General features: G+C 64.6%; 19 protein-coding genes. 10 read left to right on the top strand and 9 right to left on the bottom strand.

The genetic code is table 11. The features are described from left to right. Window positions 1-260 precede the first annotated feature (260 nt). The 4 genes from HY058_14400 (at window position 261) to HY058_14385 (ending at window position 6,337) form a co-directional block, all read left to right on the top strand. Complete coding sequence (locus HY058_14400; protein ID MBI3498487.1) at window positions 261-1,676, top strand: mannose-1-phosphate guanylyltransferase/mannose-6-phosphate isomerase; 1,416 nt, start codon at window positions 261-263, stop codon at window positions 1,674-1,676. Window positions 1,677-1,681: 5 nt separating this feature from the next. Then, window positions 1,682-2,524 (top strand): ABC transporter permease, encoded by an 843-nt coding sequence (locus HY058_14395; GenBank protein ID MBI3498486.1) that lies wholly within the window; start codon window positions 1,682-1,684, stop codon window positions 2,522-2,524. Window positions 2,525-3,161: 637 nt separating this feature from the next. Continuing rightward, complete coding sequence (locus tag HY058_14390; GenBank protein MBI3498485.1) at window positions 3,162-3,644, top strand: hypothetical protein; 483 nt, start codon at window positions 3,162-3,164, stop codon at window positions 3,642-3,644. Window positions 3,645-4,111: 467 nt separating this feature from the next. Beyond that, a complete protein-coding gene (locus HY058_14385; protein ID MBI3498484.1) occupies window positions 4,112-6,337 on the top strand; it encodes a glycosyltransferase in 2,226 nt (741 codons plus the stop codon). A gap of 85 nt (window positions 6,338-6,422) precedes the next feature. Here the strand turns inward: HY058_14385 and HY058_14380 are convergent, their stop codons facing one another. Together HY058_14380 and HY058_14375 are read right to left on the bottom strand one after the other, a co-directional pair. Further along, on the bottom strand, window positions 6,423-7,280 hold the full coding sequence (locus HY058_14380) for a class I SAM-dependent methyltransferase (GenBank protein ID MBI3498483.1): 858 nt from the start codon (window positions 7,278-7,280) through the stop codon (window positions 6,423-6,425). Window positions 7,281-7,834: 554 nt separating this feature from the next. Beyond that, on the bottom strand, window positions 7,835-10,027 hold the full coding sequence (locus tag HY058_14375; protein ID MBI3498482.1) for a glycosyltransferase: 2,193 nt from the start codon (window positions 10,025-10,027) through the stop codon (window positions 7,835-7,837). A 185-nt stretch (window positions 10,028-10,212) separates the two neighbouring features. Between HY058_14375 and HY058_14370 the strand changes: the two genes are divergently transcribed. Then, window positions 10,213-10,743 carry a thermonuclease family protein gene (locus tag HY058_14370; GenBank protein MBI3498481.1) on the top strand — a complete coding sequence of 177 codons (531 nt, stop codon included), beginning with the start codon at window positions 10,213-10,215 and terminating at the stop codon, window positions 10,741-10,743. 3 nt (window positions 10,744-10,746) lie between these two features. On the opposite strand, the gene HY058_14365 is transcribed toward HY058_14370, so the two are convergent. Then, a complete protein-coding gene (locus HY058_14365) occupies window positions 10,747-12,207 on the bottom strand; it encodes a HAMP domain-containing histidine kinase (GenBank protein ID MBI3498480.1) in 1,461 nt (486 codons plus the stop codon). 237 nt (window positions 12,208-12,444) lie between these two features. Between HY058_14365 and HY058_14360 the strand changes: the two genes are divergently transcribed. Continuing rightward, window positions 12,445-12,876 (top strand): CBS domain-containing protein, encoded by a 432-nt coding sequence (locus tag HY058_14360; protein MBI3498479.1) that lies wholly within the window; start codon window positions 12,445-12,447, stop codon window positions 12,874-12,876. Window positions 12,877-13,030: 154 nt separating this feature from the next. Here the strand turns inward: HY058_14360 and HY058_14355 are convergent, their stop codons facing one another. From HY058_14355 to HY058_14340, 4 genes are read right to left on the bottom strand one after another with little or no spacing between them, the layout of a single operon-like run. Next, window positions 13,031-14,083 (bottom strand): DUF4340 domain-containing protein, encoded by a 1,053-nt coding sequence (locus HY058_14355; protein MBI3498478.1) that lies wholly within the window; start codon window positions 14,081-14,083, stop codon window positions 13,031-13,033. Window positions 14,084-14,103: 20 nt separating this feature from the next. Next, entirely contained in the window at window positions 14,104-16,014 is a 1,911-nt protein-coding gene (locus HY058_14350) for a Gldg family protein (GenBank protein ID MBI3498477.1), read from the bottom strand. Window positions 16,015-16,028: 14 nt separating this feature from the next. After that, window positions 16,029-16,763: an ABC transporter permease gene (locus HY058_14345; protein ID MBI3498476.1), complete on the bottom strand. Its 735-nt coding sequence runs from the start codon at window positions 16,761-16,763 to the stop codon at window positions 16,029-16,031. Between the two features lie 19 nt (window positions 16,764-16,782). Further along, window positions 16,783-17,709 carry an ABC transporter ATP-binding protein gene (locus HY058_14340; GenBank protein MBI3498475.1) on the bottom strand — a complete coding sequence of 309 codons (927 nt, stop codon included), beginning with the start codon at window positions 17,707-17,709 and terminating at the stop codon, window positions 16,783-16,785. A gap of 164 nt (window positions 17,710-17,873) precedes the next feature. On the opposite strand from HY058_14340, the gene HY058_14335 reads away from it, so the two are divergent. After that, window positions 17,874-19,589, top strand: coding sequence for an adenylate/guanylate cyclase domain-containing protein (locus tag HY058_14335; protein ID MBI3498474.1), 1,716 nt, complete (start codon window positions 17,874-17,876; stop codon window positions 19,587-19,589). 46 nt (window positions 19,590-19,635) lie between these two features. On the opposite strand, the gene HY058_14330 is transcribed toward HY058_14335, so the two are convergent. Beyond that, on the bottom strand, window positions 19,636-20,508 hold the full coding sequence (locus tag HY058_14330; GenBank protein MBI3498473.1) for a GIY-YIG nuclease family protein: 873 nt from the start codon (window positions 20,506-20,508) through the stop codon (window positions 19,636-19,638). Window positions 20,509-20,851: 343 nt separating this feature from the next. Here HY058_14330 and HY058_14325 point away from each other — a divergent pair, with 343 nt between their 5' ends. The 3 genes from HY058_14325 (at window position 20,852) to HY058_14315 (ending at window position 22,353) form a co-directional block, all read left to right on the top strand. Next, complete coding sequence (locus HY058_14325) at window positions 20,852-21,157, top strand: DUF1778 domain-containing protein (GenBank protein MBI3498472.1); 306 nt, start codon at window positions 20,852-20,854, stop codon at window positions 21,155-21,157. After that, window positions 21,158-21,664 (top strand): GNAT family N-acetyltransferase, encoded by a 507-nt coding sequence (locus tag HY058_14320; GenBank protein ID MBI3498471.1) that lies wholly within the window; start codon window positions 21,158-21,160, stop codon window positions 21,662-21,664. It begins immediately after the preceding gene. A gap of 281 nt (window positions 21,665-21,945) precedes the next feature. Continuing rightward, the gene (locus tag HY058_14315; GenBank protein MBI3498470.1) at window positions 21,946-22,353 is read left to right on the top strand and encodes a DUF4864 domain-containing protein; all 408 of its coding nucleotides are present in this window, start codon (window positions 21,946-21,948) and stop codon (window positions 22,351-22,353) included. Between the two features lie 159 nt (window positions 22,354-22,512). Here the strand turns inward: HY058_14315 and HY058_14310 are convergent. Then, the coding region (locus HY058_14310) for a succinylglutamate desuccinylase/aspartoacylase family protein (GenBank protein MBI3498469.1) at window positions 22,513-23,280 on the bottom strand (768 nt) is incomplete at its 5' end.

The raw sequence follows: 23,280 nt of genomic DNA, 5'->3' as shown, positions 1-23,280 counted from the left end.
CGGCGAAGTCGACGACGCGATCGGGCATTTCTTGCCGGGAAAAGATGCCAGAAAATCGAGGCAGCGTCCAATGCCCGCAAGGGCTTGCGATGGATGCGCAAGGCCATAACCGGGTGCGCCTCGGCGCGCGGCTTGACCATCGCGGCCGAGTAATGTCCTCTCAGCAGGCAGGCCCGGACAAGCCTCTTATTGACAGTCCTCGCTGCCTCCGTTAGCCCGATGGCCCCGACCTCAGGGAAAGTTCTCGCAGCGTGCAGCGACTGATCGATCCGGTGATTCTCTCCGGCGGCTCGGGCACCCGGCTTTGGCCGATGTCGCGGGCGCAATATCCCAAGCAGATGCTGCCGCTCGTGGGCGAGCTCAGCCTCCTGCAGCAGACGGCGGCGCGGTTTGCCGATGCCAAGCGGTTCGGCCCGCCATTGATCGTCTGCAACGCCGAGCACCGCTTCGTCGTGGCCGAGCAGCTGCGCCAGATCGGGCAGCCGCCCACCGCGACCTTGCTCGAGCCCGAGGGGCGCAACAGCGCGCCGGCCGTGGCCGTGGCCGCACTCGCTCTCCAGCAGCGGAATCCCGAGGCGGTGATGCTGGTGCTGCCGTCGGATCATTTGATCCGCGCCCCCGAGGCGCTGCTGGCCGCGATCGAGACGGCGCTGCCGGCCGCAGTCGAGGGACGGATCGTCACCTTCGGCATTCGCCCGGCGCGGCCGGACACGGGCTATGGCTACGTGCGCGAGGGGAGCGCCATCGCCGGCTTGGCCGAGTGCCGATCGGTCGAGTCCTTCGTCGAGAAGCCCGACCGAAAGACCGCGGAGAAATTCCTCGCGGCCGGCGGCTACTACTGGAACAGCGGCATGTTCCTCATGTCGGCTCGCTCATACCTGGACGAGCTCGCCCGGCTGGAGCCGGCGATGCTGGCAGCCTGCCGGGAGGCGCTGGCCCATGCCAAGCGCGACCTCGACTTCGTCCGTCTCGACGCCGCCGCATTTGCCGAGGCTCCGGCGAAGTCGATCGACTACGCCGTCATGGAGCACACGACGTTGGCCGCCGTGGTGCCGGTCGATCCGGGTTGGAGCGATATCGGCTCATGGTCGGCCCTCGACGAGGTCTCGCCCAAGGATGCGTCCGGCAATGCGGTGATCGGCGACGTGCAGGTCATCGAGGCGCGCAATTCCTATCTCAGAAGCAACGGCCGTCTCCTGGTCGCGGTCGGCGTCGACGACCTCATCGTCATCGTCGAGCCCGATGCGGTTCTGGTGCTGGCGAAGAAGGCGGCGCAGTCGGTCAAGGTCGCGGTCGACCTCCTGAAGGCGGCCGGACGTGCCGAGACCATGTCGCATCCGGTGGTCTGGCGGCCCTGGGGCCACTACCAGTCGATCGATGCCGGGCCCGGCTTCCAGGTGAAGCGCATCGTCGTCACCCCCGGTGGCCGGTTGTCGCTGCAACGCCATCGGCATCGCTCCGAGCACTGGGTGGTGGTCGCCGGAACCGCCTGGGTGACAAGAGGCGAGGAGACGGCGGCACTCGGCACGAACGAGTCGATCCACATCGCCGTCGGGATGACGCATCGGCTGGAGAATCGCGGGTTGGAGCCGCTGCATTTGATCGAGGTGCAATCCGGCAGCTATGTCGGCGAAGACGACATCGTGCGTCTCGACGACGTCTATGGGCGGGCTTGATGGCGATGGGACTGAGGATCACCGACGCCGTGAACGCGATCGATGCGAGCCCGTTGGGTCCGTTCCGCTCCCTGTGGCGCCACCGCGCGCTGATCCTGGAGATGGCGCGCCGCGAGGTGGAGATGCGCTATCGCGGCTCCTTCCTCGGTGTGTTCTGGTCGATCATCACTCCGGTGCTGACGCTTCTCGTGTACACCTTCGTCTTCCGCTTCGTCTTCCAGGTGCGCTGGGGCGACCAGCCGGGCGGGACCGGCGAGTTTGCGGTGGTGCTGTTCGCCGGCTTGATCGTTTTCTGGTGCTTCGCCGATGCGGTCGGCCGGGCGCCAAGCCTCATCCTCGCCCAGGGCATGTTCGTCAAGAAGGTCGTCTTCCCGCTGGAAGCGCTGGTCGCAGTCGCGATCGTCGCCTCCTTCTTCCAGCTTGCCGTCAACACGGCGATTCTGCTCGTTGCCTCGCTGGTTCTGGGCGGCACGCTCTCCTGGTCGATGCTCGCCTTCCCGCTGATCCTTGTCCCGTTTGCGCTTGGCCTCATCGGGATCTGCTGGGTGCTCGCCGCCGCCGGGGTGTATCTTCGCGACATCGGCCAGGTGATCCAGCTCCTGGTCATGCTGCTCATGTTCGTGGTGCCGCTCTTCTATCCGGTCTCGGCGGTGCCGGAGAGCTTTCGGTTCTGGATCGAGTGGAACCCGCTCGGCTTCTTCATCACCGAGGCGCGCAACAGCCTGTTGTGGGGGATCATGCCGGACTGGCGGGCGCTCGCGCTGGCGACCGGCGGCGCATGGGTCGTGGCCTGGCTTGGCTATCTCGCCTTCATGAAGGCCAGGCGCGGCTTCGCCGACGTGATTTAAGGATGATGGAAGGCGGCCCTCTTCAAGTGCAAGCCGAACGACCGGACCGAGCTGGTGAAGCAGTCGTGAGTGGGACAGCCGAGCTCCTTCGCTTAGCCGCCCCACACATCGAGTAGGCCACTACTACCCACTCTACGACTTGCTAAAAGAAGTCACTTACGATACGCCGCCGCGGGAGTCTTGGCAAATCGCAACCATTCTTCCAGATGCACAGGCAGCCGCGACGCCCGCGCAGGCCGTGCTGGCCTGTATAATGAACGCATGGCACGCAGATCCTGCGTCCCGCTTTACTCATCATTGATTCTCTCTGCATCCGGATTGCTTAGCAGCGCGCCGAAGAGGCATCAGAAGCTGCACCGCTGGATGGGAACCTGGCTGCCGTTGGGCAAGGTCAACATACCCGCTGGCGGAGAGGTAAATTAATTCGCAACCGGTCCGACGGCGGCATTGGTCAAGTTCGGGGGCGCGTATGATCCGCCAAGCACCTGGCGTCCTCCGTACTGGGTTAACACACCTTGATAGAGCGCATCGTTCGACAGCGGGTCACCCTCGCGTTTACTCCTGCGCTCCCGGGTAGCTATCCTGACGCCGGAAAGGCGGACTCATCCGGAGAATGTCGACTCATCCAAAGGTGACTATGCCCAACGCCATCAAGGAGTTGCTCGACTATGGCATCCGCCTTAATGCAAAGCTCGCAGCGCAACGGCTGCTTATCCTCAAAGAAATGGAACCGCTGAGTTCAAAGGCGACACTTCCAAATGTTCCAGTCGGAATGCAGGTGTCCGCGACACAGCGAGCGCGACTCCAAGCGCTGCGAGAGCAGCTTTTGGCTATCGGTACGAGCCAAATTATTGTGGGCGGATATTTGCGCGACGCAAACGTGATCTCCGACGCGGCTAAAGTCGCGCATGCGATGAGTCAAGGGTACGAAATTGGTGAGCAAGACCCGCGAGCGTTTTATTCAAACCTTGTGGTGCTCATGCGCGTCATGCGACCTGCAGATGGCCTAAAGCTCACGACGCCCGACAACCCTATCCCGTGTAGGGTTGACGCTGGGCTGCATTTTGACGAGCAGCTCGCGCTTCGACAGATCAATCAAGGTGGATTCCTCGGATGCTAGAAACGGATGCCGGGCCACCAAATCGGCAAGACACTACGCGGAAGTTAGTATTCGACCCTGCTGCCCCTGACACTGTCGAGCGCCTGGGTACATTATTCTGGCAAATGGGGGAGCTCGAAGCTGCAGCCAAATGGTTCCACCGTCTCGTCGCGATAACAACCACTCGCCTGCGCGCGGGGGGAACCGAAATTGCGCAAACAGCCTTGCCGGTCGGCGCTCTGCTACGCTTTGCCCATATCGAACAGACACTGGGAGCATTTCGTTACGCACGGTCCGCGCGCCAACGCGCTCTTGCACTCATGCCAAGTCACATAGCCGGTTGGTGCGACCTTGGCGCCATGTACCGTGATCTTGGTCGCGCCGAACAGTCTTGGTGTAGCCTTACCAGAGCACTCGCCTGTTGCGGCCGTTCGGGGCCATTCGTCTACTATCTTGGTGTAGTGCACTACAATCTTGGTCTACTGCATATGACCAAGTTGGATTGGCTCGCTGCGCTGGAGGCTCACAACCAGGCGCTCGCCGTCGCCCCGACGCTCGTCGAAGCGTACATTGAGTCGGCCAAGTGCTGGCTCGAAGTCCATCGCTTCACGTCGGCTGTGGCCCCCCTTAGGCGCGCTATTGCGCTTGCCCCATCGCACCAAGGAGCTCAAAACAATCTTGCCGGAACGCTTGGCTGCATGGATGTTCGCGGAGAAACCATGGCGTGGTTTCAGCGAAGCCTCGCCATAAGGCCCCAATCCCCGGACACGCTGGCCAATTACGCGTCTGCTTTACAGAGGTTCAAAGACTTCTCCCAAGCGGAACGCTTCCACAGGGCAGCCTTGGATTATGAACCCGGTCGAGCCGAACTCTGGGCAAACCTCGCGCGCTGCTATGCGGATATGGGTTACCTGGTAGAGGCGGTCGAGGCGTTTACCAAAGGTGCCAGGTGCGTCACCGGTCCCGGCCGTGATTTGAATTCCATTTATGGACTACTGGCGAGCTTCGCAAATCATTACGCCGTTCCCGGAGAGCTCCTGGAATTCAGCGAAGACAGTCTTTACAGCCGATGGCTGGAGCTCTTTGAGCCACCACGAGCCTCTAGGAATAGACCTCTGCGGCCTATTGCCACTCCGTCCGCGCGGCGTCCACGCTTCACGCTCCTCATTCTCTGCGGCGGCGAGGCCGATGCTCTTGCCACGCTGCAGTCCATCGAGAACCAGACGCTTCAGGAGTACGAGATAACCGTCATTTCTTTGGCGGTGCCGTTCGCGACGCCCACCCGTCACCGTTTGGTTCAGATGAGGACATTCCAGTCCGATAGCGGCCAGATATCGGACGTTAACCGGGCACTGCAGGAAGCGTCCGGGGAGTTCACCGCGTTTCTGCAGAGCGGGATGTTGCTGAGTCCAAATTGCCTCGAAACATTTGCGGCAGCGATCGATCAAATGCCGCATTTGGATGTAATTTATTCAGACGACGATGAGATCACGGCCGCTGGAATGCGTCGTCGTCCGCGCTTCAAGCCCGATTGGGATATCGACCGATTGCTTGAACAGGACTATATCGGAACTCCGGTATTCATCCGCACGGAACTTGCCCGCGACAATGGCGGGTTTCGCGAAGAATTGAAGCATAGTTATGTGTACGATCTCTTGCTGCGCGTGGCGTTAGGTAGCGAGCGTCCTAAGGTTGGACACGTTCCTAAGGTGCTCGTGCACCTACCTCGGGGCCATCTTCGATCCGATGAGGTCGAAGCGGAACAGACTCGGGTTGTTCAGGAAAGACTCAACCATCTTGATGCGTCCCTGGTGGTTGAGCGCAACGGGCCGACACGGCGGATACGAAGAACCTTACCGACCCCAGCTCCGCTCGTCTCCATTATTGTCCCAACTCGCGACAGGTTACCCTTATTGAGAACATGCCTTTCTGGCTTGATGCGGGCGACAATTTACCCAAACAAGGAGATTCTTGTCGTAGACAACGATAGCTCCGAGCCTGAGACGCTTGACTACCTGGCGCGTATTTCCAAAGAGCCCTGCGTCCGCGTCTTTCGCCGCCCCGGTGCATTCAACTTTTCCGGCCTCAATAACTATGCCGTCAGCAAGGCAAGCGGCGACTTACTGTGCCTCATGAACAATGACATTGAGATCATCGACGCGTCATGGCTGAACGAACTCGTGTCGCACGCCGTGCGCCCGGAAGTCGGCGCTGTTGGTCCAAAATTGCTATATCCGAATGGCACAATACAGCACGCTGGCGTGGTTCTTGGTGCGGGCGGCGTCGCCGGACATGCTTACGCCGGTTCGCCTGATGGAGCACCGGGACATCAACAGCGGCTCAGAGTATGCCAACAAGTATCCGCCGTTACCGGCGCATGCATGGTTTTGCGCAAGGCTGTTTACCAGGAGGTTGGCGGGCTCGATGAACAAAGGCTGCGGATCGCCTACAACGATATCGACTTATGCCTGCGACTGCGTCGGGCAGGGTACGCGTTGATTTGGTCGCCACACGCTGTACTTCGCCATCATGAATCCGCGTCACGCAGTTCCGACACGGATTTGAATAATTACGCTCGATACCAGGGCGAAATCGCCACAATGCATAAGCGCTGGGGCGCCATTCTTCCCTATGATCCTTATTACAATCTAAACTGCGAGCTCATGAAAGCCGATCATTTTCCGGCATTTCCGCCGCGGGAACGCAAAGGTTAATTTGCGACGTCCGATGAATTGAGACTTAGAACCGCGAAGAATGCAGACGGCAAGTTCGACGCCGTGCTTGAAGGCGTCCAACTCGCTACGGCACGCGCCAGTAAAGCGCGTCGGCGTCGATATCGGTCGTGCCGGCATTTATTCCGCGTGCCGCGCGGAAGTCACAGACGGCCGCTTCGCACGTTGCGTTGCTATAATAGTCATCCACGATGACGAAACCGCCTGGTGAAACTTTGTCGTAGAGAGCCACCAGGGCGTCCATCGTGGATTCGTAGAGGTCCCCATCCAGCCTCAGCACGGCAAGACTCTCAATCGGCGCCGAAGGCAGCGTATCGCGGAACCAGCCCTGCAGAAATCGCACCTGCCCGTCCAGCAGGTCGTATCGGCGGAACAACTCTTCCACCTCGGCGCGGGAAACTGCCAGGAAGGCGTGGGTCCGCTTGGAGAGATCCATCGCGGCATCCTGCGGCAGTGTGGATGGGGGCACGCCATCGAAACTGTCGGCGGCCCAGACGATGCGGTCGGTGATGCCGTGGGCCATAAGCCATGCGCGCATGAAGATCGTGGCGCCGCCCCTCCAGATACCTGTCTCGATCAAGTCGCCTGGAACGGCGTCTGACTGGATCATGTCGAGACAGGCGTGCAGACTATCCAGCCTGGCGCGGCCAATCATGGTGTGAGCCACCTCGACCGCGCCGCGCAACGGGTTAATCAGAGCATCGCGGCCGAGCTCGTCGATCCTCATGATATGCTTGGCGATGTGGAAGAATGTGCGGCCTATCGCCTTGCCCTCGGCGACGCGTTGCAGAATCTCCGGCGCGTCCCGAATCCGAGACGCCACCGTGATATCCACGTCCTGCTGTCTGACTATGCAGTCGAGCAGGTAGATAATCTCCGCCTCGGCTTCGATGTAGAGCTCGTTGACGAGCGCCTTCTTCACCAGCTCAAGGTAGCGGGACGGCTCGATCAATTCAGCAGCCTCTCGGTTACCGCTACAGCGATGCTTTCAACGCCATAGCGCTCTGTTGATCGATGCGCATTCGCCGGGATTCCCCGGATGACAGCCAACTTGGCGTGCATGACAGCCATTTTTTGAACTGTTTGGGAGAGTCCGGACTGTAAAAGGGGGGCACGATTGGAGGCAGTTCTTACCGCCATTTCGTTTGCGAAGGATCGGTCGCGCTTCTGGGCGCTGATCGTCTTCAAATACCGTCACATTTCGAGACGGGCCCAAAGCGGCTGATTGTGACGGAATTGGGCTTTGGTATCTGGATCGTTCGGCCCCTGGCTTTCCCCATAGCGACGCCTTCGAGGAGGTCGCGCTCGCCCTGAAGCATGGGTTCGTCGCCGTGGGGCATACAGCAGAGATCATCGAGCCACCCTTAGAAGCTGTCAGGCTGATCGTGCTCGGCGGGCAGCTAATCGATCCCTCCTATTTCGATCAACTGCCGCCGAATGCGATCATCTTTAATCTCGAGCAGATCGTCCCGGCCCATCTTAAGGTACGGCGTCGAGTTTGTGACTGGCGCCGCTCACTCCGACGGCCGCGAGAATATCGTTGACTGCGCCGCATTCGGCCAAGGCCGCGCGCTCGACCGCCGCGCGCGCGAGCGAAGCGAGGGAGGCGGCCTGCCATCGGCTGGCATCGTCGTAGAGCGCGCCGATCGCGTTTGCGAAGTTTTCTGCGTTCTCGGCGATGACGAGCTCCGGGCCGTTGCTGTTGGGGATGCCGACGACGGCAAGCGACGTCGCCACGACCGGAAGGCCGCGCGCGAAGGCTCCGGCGACCACGCGTCTGGCACCGGCGATCCTCTGCTGGGGCTCGGCTGAGTAGCCAAGGGGAAGCAGCAGCAGGCGCGCCTCATCCTGCAGGCGAAGGGCGGCCTCCGCCGTGGTGGCGAGGTTGATGCGGCCGCTTTTGAGAGCGGTCAGGCTCGGCGGCGGCTGTTGACCGGCGATCCAAAGCATGGCGCCGGGAAGGGAAGCAGCCACCTCAGGCCATATCTCGCGGACGAACCAGAGGCTCGCGTCGACCATATAGCTCTGGCGGAAGTCGCCGGCGATGAGCAAATCGCGTCGCGCGGCGTAGGGCGGGGCCTCGTTCAGCTGCGGCAGAACCGGCGCCCACAGCGCCAGCTTGAGATCCGGTGCCGCTTCCGCCAATCGGCGCGGCAGCGCGCCGCTGGCGACCAGCGTCAGGTCGAAGGCGCGCAAGAGATCCAGATCGTCGAGCCGGTCGGCCGCTGACGTCGCCGCGCGGCGCGGCACATCCAAGAGCAGTATGGGGCGGCCAGGGCAGAAGCGGCGCGCTTCGCGCAGCGCCGGTCGCGCATTCTCTTGTCCGGCCACGACCACGGCGGTGAAGGACTTGCCATGGGCGCGCAGAAACTCACCCAGCCGCGCCATCGGCAGGCGCAGGATCGCCTCGACGCCGAGGCGTTGCAGCGCCAGGGCGTCGGCGAGCGCTCCCCCGGCATCGGCTTCGGGAATGAACGTCACCTTAAAGTCGAGCTCGAGGCAGGCGCGCATGAGTGCGCCGACGCCGACGGGAGCGCTGGCGCGACCGATCTCCGGCCGCGTCGCATCGATCACCAGGATCTGCCCCCGAAAGTGCCGATCCATCCCGTCTTGAGGCACCGAGCCGGGTGCGCCATGGCGAACGAGGTCGGTACTCCAGCGCCTGAGGAATTTGCGGCCGTTGGCCACCTGGTGCGACTTGATGCCGCGCGTGAGGTCGGTGCCGGAGGACACGCCCTCGTGGTGCACGATGCGCGACAGCGGCTGGTAGAGCACCTTGAGGCCGAGGGAGCGCAGCCGGAAGGCGAGGTCGGTGTCTTCGTAGTAGGCCGGCGCATAGAGCGCATCGAAGCCGCCGAGCTCGCGGAACAGCGCCGCATGCACCATGATGCTGGCACCCGAGCAATAGTCGACCGGGCGCAAGTGGTTGTAAGGGGGCTTGCTGGGGTCGTCATGGCGGCCGTAATTCCACGCGGAGCCGTCCTGCCACACGATCGAGCCTGCCTCCTGCAGCCGACCGTCGGGATAGATCAGCATCGAGCCGACCAGCCCGGCATTCGGCACCCGCTCGAAGGTATCGATGAGCTCGTCGAGCCAGCCCGGCTCCACCTCCGTGTCGTTGTTGAGGAAGTGGATGTAGCGCCCGCGGGCCAAGGTCGCACCGCGGTTGCAGGCATGCACGAAGCCTTCATTGACGGGGCTGCGAATTGAGCGAAGCCACGGATGCCGGGGCAGTTGCGGCGCCACGTCCTCATTCGAGCCGTCATCGACCACGATGACCTCGAAGCGGTGGCTCGGGAGATGCGCGGCGATCGAGACAAGGCAACGGAGGGTGAACTCGGTCTTGTCATACATCGGTATGATGACGGAGACCATCGGCGGGTCCGCGGCAGGACCGCTTGGGCCGGGCAGGTGGTTGGCGACGCGGAAGGGAGCGCTCTCCGGGCCGGGCGTCAGGGTCGGCCGGCGATGGGCGGGCGGCAGCAGGAAGCTGAACGCGGTGAGCAGCTGGTGTCGGATGCGCGCCTTGCGCTCGGGCGGGAGCGGCACGAGGCGATAGAGGGCGCGCCCCAGGATGAAGATCGGCTGCTGTGTCGTGCGGACAAGCCAGCCGGAAGCGTCGCGGCGCTCTTCGGCACCGCCCGCGGTTGCCGATTCCGGCATTTGGCTCAAGTCCGACCTCGCAATGCCACTCGGGGAATAGGTGCGCCAGCAGTCGGGCGCAGGGTCAATATGATGCTACGACAAGGGGATAGACCATCGCAATGCGCGAGCGGTTGGCGACTGCGGCGCGTCCGACGCGCAACCCGAGGGCCGCCATGGTAACGCCACGATGCCGTGCGTAGATTTAGCGCATCATGCGCGCCCTCGCCACTTTCCTCGTCTTCGCATGCCTGCTTGCCGGCCTCCCGGCAAGGGCGGAGATCTCCAGCTACGCCATCGTTCGCCCTGACGGCGTGCTGTCGGTGGGCGGCCGGCCGGTGCGGCTATACGGCATCATGATTCCCCCGAGCGAGCGCCAGTGCCGAACCTTCGAGCGGCCGGTCGAATGCGGATCGCGTTCGGCCTTGCAGCTCGGCTTCAAGATCGGCAGCAACTTCGTGCATTGCCAGGAGATGCGCCAAGATCCCGACGGCACCATCGTCGGCCTCTGCCGGCTCGAGGGGGAAGACCTATCGGCCTGGATGCTGTTGCAGGGTTGGGCGCTCGCCGGGCCGGATGCGCCCTACGAATATCGCCAGTACGAGCGGCTGGCGCAGGCGCAGAGCCGCGGCGTTTGGGGATTCCCCGTCGATTCCATCCAGCGCCGCAGCCAGCGGCAGGTGCCGCTGTCGACGCCCGCCTCGCTCCCCATTCTCCACCCGAGCCCAGCGAGAACTAGGGGCTAAGCCTCAGTCGGCAGAGCCCGCCGCTGCCGCCGGCTGGGCGCTGGCGCCGGCCGGTCCCCGCAGCGTGCGCTCGGCCGGGAACGACAGGGTGGCGGTGGTGCCTTTGCCGGGCTGGCTCGCGAGCGTGAGACTGCCGCCATGCAACTCCACCAGTTCCTTCGCAAGGGGTAGGCCGAGACCGGCGCCATTGAGTCGTCCGCCGGAGGCCCCCCCGCTCGCGATCTGGGGCTCGCCCAGGCGTCCGAGGCGGGCGAGCGCGCGGGGAATGTCCTCTTGAGCGATACCGACACCCGCGTCCTCGACCGCCATGGTCATGCCGCCATGGCCGGCGATCGCCACCCGCACATGGATGCTGGCGCCCTGGGGCGAATAGCGCATGGCATTGTGCAGCAGCTTCAAGAGCATTTGCCTGAGGCGGGCCGGATCGGCCCTGAGGCGTGGCGCGTCCACGGGCAGGCTGTGCATCAGCGACAGGTTGCGCTCTTCGGCCACACCCTTGAGCGTGCGCAGCACGGCGATCACCGTTTCCTTCAGATCGACCGGCCGCTCGTCGAGGGCGAGCCTACCTGCGTCGATCAAGGCCAGCTCGCGCACATCCTCCAGCATCAGGGCAAGCTTCTGGGCGCTCTCGCGAATGCGGCGGGCAAAGTCGCTTTGCCGCTCGCTGAGCGGCCCCGCCGCCCCCAGGACCAGGACATCGGACAAGCCGACGACGGATTTGACCGCACCAGTCATCGCCTGCTCGAGATCGACCAGGAATTCCCCCTGCCGCCGATCGCTGACCTTGGGCTGAGGGGCGGGAGCGGGCAGCGCCTGCAGGGCCTGGGCCGCGGCAAGCGCGGCCCGCGCCCGGATCGCCAAGGGGCGGAGCAGCAGCAGCCCGACGAGGACGAGCGCCGCCAGGCTCGCGGCAAGCGCCGCCAGCTCGATGTCGCCGAGGCGCTCGGCTGCGTCGCGGGCCTCGCTCTGGAAGCGGCCGACGAGGCGATCGAAGGCAGCCACGACCGGCCCGGCGCCGTCAGCCACCACGCGCTGGTAGTCGCTCTGGCTCGCATCGGTGGGCGGGTCGGGGGTTTCGGCGAGGGCCCGGGCCCGGTCGAGGAACCCGCCCAGGGCCACGGCCGCCTCGGCCGGCAGCGGTGCGGTCGCCGACAGCCGGTCGCGCACCATCGCCATCTCGTCGATCGCCAGCATCAGCCGATCGCGCGCGTCGGCCCGAGCATCGCTGCTGGCGCCGGCGATCAGATCATGGGCCGCCAGCACCGCTTTCAAGGCAAGGCTGCGCTGCCAGGCGGCAAGATCGACGAGCCGCGCATAGGTGCCGAGCCTGGCGCTCTCCTGGCTCTCGAGGGCATAGATGCCGCCGGCGAGCAAGGCCAGGATCGCCAAAGCCAGCAGGTAGCGCCAGCTCGGCCGCGGCCGGCGCCCGCGGTCGCCATTCAGGAACGGCGTCTTCTCCGCCATGCCTCCGAGCCCTCGGTTTCTCCCGCCCCCATCATGTCAGCTTCCAGGACCCCGAAGAAGCCTCGGCTGCGCCGATCCCGGGGAGAAATAGGGGCTAGCTCCGAGGCACCAGCCGCGGCGGCCCTGCCGGAGGCCGGGACCAGGGCTTGGCAGGCTTGGGGAAACGGTTTGAGGCCGGGACGCGCCCGGCGCATAATCCCGACGAATCGCTGGAGGGGATATGAAGGGCCAATTCCGATGATTCGCAAGATCATCCCGGACGTGGTGCACGACCAGGACCTGGTGCAGCTCACGCCCGACCAAAGCGTGCGCGAGGCGGCGCGCCAGATGGCCGCCCGTCGCGTCGGCGCGGCACTGGTGTGCGAAGGCGGCCGCCTCGTCGGCATCTTCACCGAGCGCGACCTCCTGAACCGGGTCGTCGCCCGCGACCTCGACCCGAACAAGACCAAGCTCGCCGAGGTCATGACCCGCGACCCCGCCACCGTGGCTCCGGACCAGCGCTCGGTCGACGCGCTTCACCTCATGCATGAGGGCGGCTTCCGTCACCTGCCCGTGGTCGAGCGGGGGCGGGTGCGCGGCATCGTCTCGCTCCGCGATTTCATGACCGGCGAGATCGAGGCGATGCAAGCCGAGCGGGAAGAGCAAGAGGCGCTGCTGGTCAGGCGATAGTTCTGGCGGCGTTCCGGCGGCGAGTGCCCCCACCCCGGCCCTCCCCCGCGCTTTGCGCGAGGGAGGGAGTAGACGCGGAAGCCTGTGACCCCCTCCCCCAACTTGTTGTGGGAGGGCCGGGGCGGGGGCAACGCCTGGGGCCGGTCGGCGGCACCTACGACTGCTTCGCCGCCTCGATCAGGTCATCCATCTTGCGCTTGAAGAAGTTAGCCTTCCATTCCGGCAGCTTGTAGGCCCAGGGCCGGAGCTTCTCGTTGAGCGCCGCCGCCTCGTCCTTTGCCGTGTCGGCCGGAGCCGCACCGTCCGCGCCGGGCCTCGCCTCGGCCGAGAAGGTGGCCCAGAAGGCGCCGTCTTTCTCGCTCAAGACCGCGTTCATCGCCAGCCCATCGAAGCTCTCGAAGACCGAGGTCGCGACCGGCGTGGTGTCGGTGAGCTGGCCGGCAGGCGTCACATCGTCCAGATTGAGGAACTCGAAGGCCGACGCCGTCGCATTCACCACCCCCGGCGGCTTGATCTGGCGGCCCTCGGGCAGCCCGTCGACGTCGTAGTTCTGCTGCTCGACGTCCTTGCGCGACAAGGACGCGGTGGCGCCGTCGGGATGGCTGAAGCTGATCAGCCGCCAACGCCGGTCGGAGACATTGCTGATCTCCCTGACCAGCCACTCCGAGGCTTGCGGCCGCAAGTCGAAAACGCCGACGGCGAGCCAGGCGCGGTTGTCGCCGGGCTTGCGGACATAGACCATGTCCTTGCCGCCGATCGGCGCGTAGCGGCGCTTGCCGACGATGAGCTCAGCCATCGTCTGACCCTGCGCGTCCTTGACCGACACCAGGGTCGACTTCGCGTCCTTGGCGGTCACGTCCTCGACCTCGATGCGGTCATGCAGATCGGGCTTGGCGGTCTTCGCCTCGACCGTGGTGAGCTCGCCCATGGTCACCAAGTTCTGCTTGATGACCTCGTAGCGCACGGGATAGTTGCCGTGATCCGGCATCACCCAAAGATCGCCCCAGCGCGCCACCGAGACGGTGCCGGCGGCGCGCTTGAACTCCAGGGAGGCGACATCGTTCACGCGGGCGATGAAGCCGGGCAGCACGGTCTCGCTCGCGACCCGGCCCAGCGTCGCCGCGGCGCGCTGATAGGCGAGATAGGCGGCGGTGCCGGTCGCGATCAGGGTCACCGCGCCGAGCGCGACGACGGTATTGGGACGCATGGCTCTGCTTCTCCCTTATCTCAAGCGGTCGCCGCGCGGCGGCGCCGGCGCCAAATTCTGACCCAGCCCAGCACCATCGCCAAGATGGCCACCAGTACCGGAACGAGCGCGATATTGGCGGCCCGGAGCGTCGTCTCCAGCCGGTCGATGTCCTGCCTCAAATCGCGTTGCACGCCACGCAGCTCCTGGCGGGTGGAGATGATGTCGCGGCGCGCGTCCTCGATGGCCTTCTGCTGCTCGGGCGAGAGGATGGCGGCTCCTCCTGCCTGATCGCGCGTCTGCAGATCGCTCAGCTTCTTCTCGGTTTCCCTGAGCTTGTCCTGGAGCGCGCGCTCCTTGGAGCGATATTGCTGCTCGGCGTCGCGTTGGATCGACTGCACCAGCTCGAACGGCCGGGCCGAGATGCCGCGCGAGCGAAGGCCGATGAGGTCGCCGCCGCCCATGAGCTGGTCGAGCGCGTTGACGACGAAATCGCCGTTGCTGGCGCTCGGCTGCACCACGCGCTGACCGAAGAAGTCCTGGCTCGACACCCAGAAGCGGTCATCCAGCATGTCGGTGTCGCTCACCACGATGACGTTGATCGGGCCCTGGCTCTCGGCGATGTGCGGCGCGCGGTCGGGCACCGGCGGACGCCCTTCGACCTTGGGCGGGCCGTCGGGAAACGCGGTCTTCGCCGGGCCCGAGACGCGGGCCGCGATCACCAGCTGCTCGTTGCCGGCCTTGTAGTCCTTGAGGAGCTGCGCCGGATCGGGCCCGAACTTGATCTTGTCGACCTCGAGCGACATCGCTCCGGGGCTGGCATAGAGGAGCGGCGTGAAGCTGGTGGCCGCACCCTCGGTGGGCTTCAGAATGCCGGCGCTGGCGAGGTTGATTTGATTGAGCTCGCCGGCGATCGCATCGTTGCGGTTCATATTGGGAGCCTTGAGGCTCATCCAGGCGATGTAATCCATGACCCTTGGCCTCGCCTGGGTTCCGGCATTCACCTTCATCGCGGTGAAGCGGTCGCCGATCACCCGGTCCTGGGCGAGCTCGATCCCCCAGGCCTTGAACAGCGTCGGCAGGTCGGAGGCCGTCGGTCCCGGCACGCCGTTCGGATTCGGGCGCTGGGCATCGACCTCGGAATTGGGATCGACGAAGATGAGCGCCCGCCCGCCGCGCAGCACGAACTGGTCGATCGCATATTGTCCGTCTTCGCTCAATTCCTTCGGATGCACGACCATGATGAGGTCGAGGTCGGAGGGGATGTTGGCGGTATCGCTGCCGAATTGCCGGAGCGTGAAGTTCTGGCGGATCTGGTCGACGACCACCCAGGGTGCGGGCATCTGCCCGGGCATTCGCGGCATGGCATCGCCGGCGATCGGCAAGGCGCTGATCAGGCCGACCTGGCGGCGCTTCGGATTGGCGAGGTTGTAGACGAGCTTGGTCAGATCGTATTCGAGGAACCGCTCGCGCTCCGGCTGGAAGAACGGGATGATCTCCTCGTCGTCGGTCGAATTCGTGCCGGCGAGCCCGAAATACACCTGCTCGCCTCCCGCCTCCATGGGCACGCCCTGCAGGCGGTAGGCGACGGCGCGGTCCTCGACGTCGGAATAAGGTGTCGGATCGTAATACTCGGTCTTGAGCTTGCCGCCGGCGAGGCTTGCATACTCCTCCAGCAGGTCGCGCACGCGCGCATGGTAGTTGGCATAGAGCGGGATCTCGCGCCCGAGCCGGGGCGAGAAATACAGCTTGATGGTGACCGGCTCGTCGATCTTGCCGAGGATCCGGTGGGTTCCCTCGGAGAGGGTAAAGAGCCGGGTCTGCGTGAGATCGACGCGCGCCGCGCGCAGGGTGTGGTTGACGATCACGTTGACGGCGACGAACAGCACCAGGCCGAGCGCGATCGCGATCAAGGTCAGGGTCTGGCGGCTCTTGAGGGTGCGCGATTCCATGGGTCGGTTCCCCTTCACCCGGCCTTCTTCAGGTCGACCAGCTGCACGTTGACGAACAGGAAGAAGGCGATGATCGAGGCGAAGTAGATGAGGTTGTGCAAGTCGATGACGCCGCGGGCGATGGCGTTGAAGTTGGTGATGAAGCTGAAGGCGGCGATGGTGTCCACCACCAAGGTCGGCGCCCAGCCGCTGAAGAAGTTGAGCACCAGGCCCGAGCCGCTGACGGTGAAGATGAAGCAGATCGCCGTGGTCAGCACGAAGGCGATCACCTGGTTCTTGGTCAAGGGCGAGATCGCCGCGCCGATGGCAAGAAAGGCGCCGGCCATGAGCCAGCTCCCGCCATAGGCGGCGAGGACGGTGCCGTTGTCGGGGCTGCCCAGCACATTGACGGTGATCCACATGGGAAAGGTGAGGGCGAGCGCGATGCCCGCGAACACCCAGGCCGCCAGGAACTTGCCCAGGACCGCCTGGGTCATCGAGATCGGCAGGGTCAGCAAAAGCTCGACCGTGCCGGTCTTCCGCTCCTCCGCCCACAACCGCATGGTGATCGCCGGAATCAGGATGAGGTAGAGCCAGGGATGAAAGCCGAAGAAGGGCTCGAGATCGGCCTGGCCGCGGGTGAAGAAATTGCCGACGAAAAAGGTCAGCGTGCCGGCGGTGGCGAGGAAGATGACGATGAAGATGTAGGCGAGCGGCGTGATGAAGTAGCTCGTTAGCTCGCGGCGAAAGATGGTGAAGGTGTTCAGCATGCTCGTGCTCTGCTCCCGCTCAGGGCTGGGTGACGCGGCGGAAGACCTCGTCGAGGCGCCCGCGCTCGACGCGAATCTCGGCGATGGGCCACTCGTTCTCGCGGCTGATCTGGCCGACCTCCTCGACGATGCGGTCGCGATTGCTGGCAAACGCCGTCAGCGTGTTGGTGGTGCCGTCGGCATCGACGGCGGCCACGCTGGAGAGCCGCTGAAGGGCGGCGCGAATGGGGCCGAGATCGGCGCCGTTCACCAAGCGGATGGTCACGGCATTGTGATAGCGCGAGCGCTGCTCCAGCTCGGCCGGCGTCCCGTCGGCGACGATGCGGCCCTGGGCGATGACCACCGCCCGCGTGCACACCGCGTCCACCTCCTCCAGGATGTGGGTCGAGATGATGATCGCCTTGTCCGCCGCCATGGCGCGGATGAGGGTGCGCACCTCATGCTTCTGATTGGGGTCGAGCCCGTCAGTGGGCTCGTCCAGGATCAGGACCTCGGGATCGTGCAGGAGCGCCTGCGCCAGGCCGACGCGCCGCTTGAAGCCCTTGGATAGGGTGTCGATCGGCTGGTAGAGCACTTCGTCCAGCTGCGTCTTGGCGACCGCTTCGGCGACCCGCCGCCGCTTCTCGGCGCCGGAGTAGCTGCGGATGCGCGCGATGAAGTCGAGGAACGCCGCCGGCGTCATGTCGGGATATCCGGGCGCGCCCTCCGGCAGGTAGCCGACACGCTTCTTCACCTCGATCGGACGATCGGCCACGTCGAAGCCGCAGACGCGGGCCGAGCCGGAGCTGGGTGCCAGGAAGCCGGTGATCATCTTCATCGTCGTCGACTTGCCGGCCCCGTTCGGCCCGAGAAATCCCAGCACCTCGCCGTGATCGACGGCGAAGGAGATGTGATCGACCGCGAGAATGGATCCGAACCTTTTGGTCAGGCCCTCGATCTCGATCATCGCCGCCATGCGGACTCCCTCATACTTCGTTGTCGTCGGCGCCGCGCCGGCGCAAGCGGCCATCCGTCGGCACGGCATTGCAAAGAGCAAATTGCGGCAACATCGTGGCGGCCGGAAAGGCGCCCCGTGCTAGGTTGGAGCCGAGGACGGCACCGGGAGATAGCATGAGCGCACCAGCCATGGGAACCGTCACGATGGCGGCCCTGCGCGTCGACTGGGCGCTGATGGTGCGCCGCACGCGGCTAGGCTCCGGGCTCGTGCTTTTCACCTACGTGGTCACACATCTCACCAACCACGCCTTCGGGTTGATTTCCCTGGACGCGCTCGAACTGGCCCGCCAGGTCTTCATCGGCTTCTGGCGCTTCCCGCCGGTTTCGGTGGTGTTTTACACCGCCTTTGGCACCCACATCCTGCTGGCCCTGTGGTCGATCTACCGCCGCCGCAGCCTCCGCATGCCGCCCTGGGAAGCGGCCCAGTTGCTCCTCGGCCTCAGCATCCCGCCGATGCTGCTGCAGCACTATTTCGGCACCCGCCTTGCCCACGACTTCCTCGACATCAACGACAGCTACACATACGTGCTGCTCAGCTACTGGGTCTTTAACCCCCAGACGGGCCTGCTGCAGGTTGTGGTGCTGCTGGTCGCCTGGCTGCATGGCTGTATCGGGCTGCATTTCTGGCTGAGGCTCAGCCCCTGGTATTCCCGCTCCGTCCCCTACCTCTATGGGGCCGTCCTCTTGATGCCGGTCCTGGCGCTGCTCGGTTTCGGCGTTGCCGGTCGCAACGTCCTCATCCTCGCCCAGAACGAGCGTTGGCTGCAAAGGGCGTTGGCTGCCATCGGCCAGCCCTCGGCCGAGATGCAAGAGCGCCTGCTGGCGCTGCAGGATGACATCCAAATCGGCTTCGCCGCGGCGCTTGCCTGCGTCCTCCTCGCGCGCTGGGTCCGCCAGCTGGTGGAGGTGCGGCGGGGCGGCATCACGCTCCGCTATCCCGATGGCCGAGCGGTCGTCATCCAGCCCGGCATGACCGTGCTCGAGGCCAGCCGGTCGGCCGTGATACCCCATGCCTCGGTCTGCGGCGGCCGCGGCCGCTGCTCCACCTGCCGGGTGCGCGTCGGCGCCGGTGCTGAGCTCCTTGAACCGCCATTGCCCGAGGAGCAGAAGGTCCTGGACCGGGTGGGAGCGCCGCCCAAGGTGCGCCTGGCCTGCCAGATCCGCCCGAGCGCGGATCTCGAGGTGAGCCCGCTCCTGCCGCCGACGGCGACGCCCAGGGAGGCGTTGCGGCGGCCGGGCTATCTCGCCGGGCGCGAGCAGGAGATCGCCATCCTCTTCGCCGATCTCAGAGCCTTCACCCGGCTCTCCGAGCACCGCTTGCCCTTCGACGTGGTCTTTCTGCTCAACCGGTATTTCGCCGAGATGGGACATGCGGTCGAGCGCGCCGGCGGCCGCGTCGACAAGTTCATCGGCGACGGCGTGATGGCGTTGTTCGGGATCGAATCCAGCCCCGCCGCCGGCGCCAAGGAGGCGCTCGCCGCCGCCCGCGCCATGGCGGAGAACCTGCAGACGCTCAACTCCTCGCTGGCGAGCGAGCTCTCCGAGCCGTTGCGCATCGGCATCGGCATTCACGCCGGAGCGGCGATCGTCGGCGAGATGGGCTACGGACGGGCGACCTCGCTCACCGCCATCGGCGATGCCGTCAACAGCGCCAGCCGGCTCGAGAGCCTGTCGAAGGAGTTCAAGGCGCAGCTCATCGTCTCCAGCGCGGTCGAGGCCTTGGCCGGCGTCGATCTCGGCCGCTTTCCCCGGCACGACATCGACATTCGCGGCCGTGCCGAGAAGATGACGGTGAGGGTGGTGGAGAGCGCGCTCGATCTGCCGAGATGAGCCGGCCGGAGAAGATGGTTCACCTTTGCAGGCCGGAGTGTGAATCTTAGTTGTCGTTGAGGCCGAATTTGCGCGTGTGCAAGCGCTCTTTCCAATTGCTCTCGATGCGCAGCACCTGTTCGCTTTCCGTGTCTTGGGCTAGGAGTTGCAGGATCGAGAATCGGAAATTGTACGGGTCGCGCTCTCGGAGCCTCTTGTTCCCTCCATGGCCCGACGCTCCGTAGCTCAACCAACGTCGATGGAGATTGTCAGCGCCATAGGCTGAGCCGACATAGCCTTTTCCATCCGATGCGTCGACGATCAGGTAGATTCCACGCCACTGGGACAAGCTTATTCCCCATGACTTCGGGAGCGCCGTCAGCTCCTTCCATGACAGTCTAAGCTCCTCGGCAATGGGCATGGCACGGACCAGCAAGCTCTCATCAAGGATAGCCTCGACAGGAAACTCGTTACGCTCTGCCCAACGACACCAGGTGCGTCCGCCGCCTGGCCAGCCGAGGACGAGTTTTCCCTTCCATTTCGCGTAGACGTCGGTTTGGTCGAGTTCGAACAACAGGGTGGAATTTCGCTTGTCGTTCTCTGAGAACCCGGTCATCCCAAATGATCTGAGGTCGAGGTTAGCAGGAATTTCCCAGAACTGCTTGCGACTGAGTGTCCTTGTTGCGCCAACCTTGTATACGCCGACGAACAGCGCGCGATCGGGTTCATGCCCAATGAGGGACACGATGTACCGGGCGCGCGACAGCGCTTTTTCCTGCCTTTCATAGCGGGACTGCTGGTAGGCGTTGTACAGGCGCGGCTTCTCTGCCGCTAGCCATGGCAGGATCTGTCTCAGCTCTTCCTCGAAAGGCCGATGGCGCATGACGACGACCAGGCTCGGATCGATGCTCTGCTTTGCGAGGAGATCGTTCAAGTTCATAGCGTCCTCCAATTGGGCTTGGAGCGTGTTCTGCTGACGAGTCTGTAGCCGGAGCTGACCAACCCGGCAGAGCACGTTGGCGGGCACGTCATTACTGTGTCCATAGGTTGCATGACGATAGAGGCAGCGCGAAGAGTGTTCTCAGCAGAAGTAGAGCCGAAAACCGGCCCAATACTCTCTAGGCGAGCGAACTCTGGCCACCCCGCGGGATTCGCGCGCTTGCCTCCAGCTGGATTCGCTCTCTCAATGATGCGGCCTTTCACCCTTCGGGCTCGATCACGGTAGAGTTCTTGAATTGTCCGGCGATTAGCCGTACATACCTTTGGGGCACGGAGTGACGCTGATGGCGAATAGGGCCGCAGAAACGACAAGGCGCCCGCAGGCGCGCAAGGAACGGCTGGAGGCGCGCATTTCGCGCGATCAGAAGGCCCTGTTCCAACGCGCGGCGGAACTGCAGGGACGCACCTTGACGGATTTCGTGGTCTCAAGCGTCCAACAGGCCGCGCTGCGCACGATCGATGAGCTGCAGATAATTAGGCTCAATGCCGAGCAGAGCCGCGCTTTTGCGGAATCGCTCCTGAAGCCGCGCGAGCCGATCGAGCGATTGCGTGCCGCCGCCAGACGCTACATCGCGGCTATCGAGCGCTGAGTGTCGGCGGCAGCCGAGCGGTTTAGGATCGAAGCGCTCGCTAGCCGCCATGACCCGTCCGGCTTCTCTTCAGGAGTAGAGCCTCTCGACCGCTATCTCTGGACGCAAGCCGGTCAGGATGCGCGGAGGCGCGTCGCGTCGTGCTTTGTTTTGGTTTCGGAAGGCGACGACATTATCGCCGGCTACTATACGCTCTCAGCGACGAGCGTTTCGCTAACCGATCTCCCCTCGAATTTGGCGAAACGTTTGCCGCGCTATCCGATGATTCCCGCAACCTTGATGGGTCGGCTTGCGATCGATACTCGGCATCGCGGCCGGCGGCTCGGCGAATTGCTGCTTTTCGACGCATTCAGCCGGACCTTGCGCAGCGAAATTGCCAGCTTTGCCTTCGTCGTCGATGCGAAGGATGAGCATGCATGGACTTTCTATGGGCACTATCGCTTTCTGCCACTGATTGGGCGGCGGTTGTACTTGCCAGTAGGCGAGATCGCCAAGCTCTTCCTTTGACGCCGCGCCTATGGGTGACGCCCATCGCCTCGACCGCGTTTTCGCCGCGCGCAGGACGGCGAGTCCGGCATGGACGGCGAGGTGGCGGGGCGCCACGACCATACCGCGCCTGGCGCCGGGCGTGCTCAGCATGGCGCCATCACAATCGGGTGCACGGCCTGGCGTTCGGCGGCGGAGCCTGGCACCATTGCGGTGCTTGGTTTCAGCGCCGGCAGTCCTCGATGAGGGAGACGCCCATGCAGCCCCGCGCCGCGCCGCTTCGACTGTTTGTATGCCTGCTGATGGCTGTTGCCTGGCTCGCCGGCGGAGGCGCTGAGGCGGCTAGCCCGTCTGTGGGCGAGTCGGATCGTCAGGCGATCCGCTCCGTCATCCAGAACCAGATCCAGGCCTTCCAGAAGGACGACGGCGATCTCGCCTTTTCCTTCGCCTCGCCGATGATCCATGGCCTCTTCGGCACGCCGGAGAATTTCATGGCCATGGTCCGGGGCGGCTATAGGCCGGTCTACCGGCCGCGCGACGTGCAGTTTCGCGACATCGTCGACTATCAAGGCCAACTCACCCAGCGCGTGCTCGTGATCGGGCCCGACGGCAAGCCGGTGATGGCGCTCTACATGATGGAGCAGCAGCCGGACGGGAGCTGGCGGATCAATGGCTGCGTTCTAACCGAGACCGACGACACCAGCGCCTGAGCCGGTGCCACCGATCGCATCTGCTTCGCTCATCTCGCGAATGCCCCCACCCCAACCCTCCCCCGCCTCCGGCGAGGGAGGGAGCTAGACGCGATCCTCCTCCTCCCTCCCCCAACTTGTTTGGGGGAGGGTCGGGGTGGGGGCATTCGATGCCGCCGTTCAACGCCGGTCGGTGGCGAGATGGAAGAGGCAGTCGCCGCGCTCGATGCGGCCGGGCACGCGCTTGCACAAGACCATGCCGTCATGGCCGAAATAGGTCATCACCGGCTGGCGCAGGGGATTGTCGACGAACTGCACCGCACCCGCCGGCTGGCCCTTCTTCACCGTGGCACCCAGATCGACATAGGGCTCAAACAGGCCGGACTCGGGCGCATAGACGTAATAGGCTTGGCTCATCACATCCATGAGCCGGGTCTTCTGCCTGGCCCGGCTGAGCTGGGTCGGCTTCAGGATGCCGAGATACTCGAGGATGCGCTCAACGCCGGCCTCGGCGATCCGCGTCGAGTCTACGCCAACCATGCCGGCGCCGCCGAGCTCGGTGCCGAGACGAAGCGTGCCGGCCCGTTCGGCGGCACCCGTGCCGGTGCGGTCGTCCTTGCGGCCATGGGTCACGTAGCCGATGGGCGCGCCGAAGGCCTCGACGAGCTCGATCAGCCGCGCCATGCGCTTCTTGTCCGGCGTCTCATGCACGAGCGCGCTCGGGATATAGAGCAGGCTGGAGCCGCCGGAATGGATGTCGAGAACCACATCGGCCATGGGAAAGAGCACGGTTTCGATGTAGTGGGCGATCATCCAGGTTGGGGTGCCGTCGCGGTCGCCGGGGAAGCTGCGGTTGAGGTTGCCCGCATCGATGGGCGAGGTGCGCATCCCCGCCATCGCGGCGGGGAAGTTCGCCGCCGGCAGCACGATCACCCTTCCCTTGACGTC

This window comes from Pseudomonadota bacterium, assembly GCA_016195085.1.
In the GTDB taxonomy this organism is placed as follows: Bacteria; Pseudomonadota; Alphaproteobacteria; order SHVZ01; family SHVZ01; genus JACQAG01.
The sequence above is the reverse complement of the archived record's forward strand: the minus strand, read 5'-3'. Positions and strand labels throughout refer to the sequence as shown.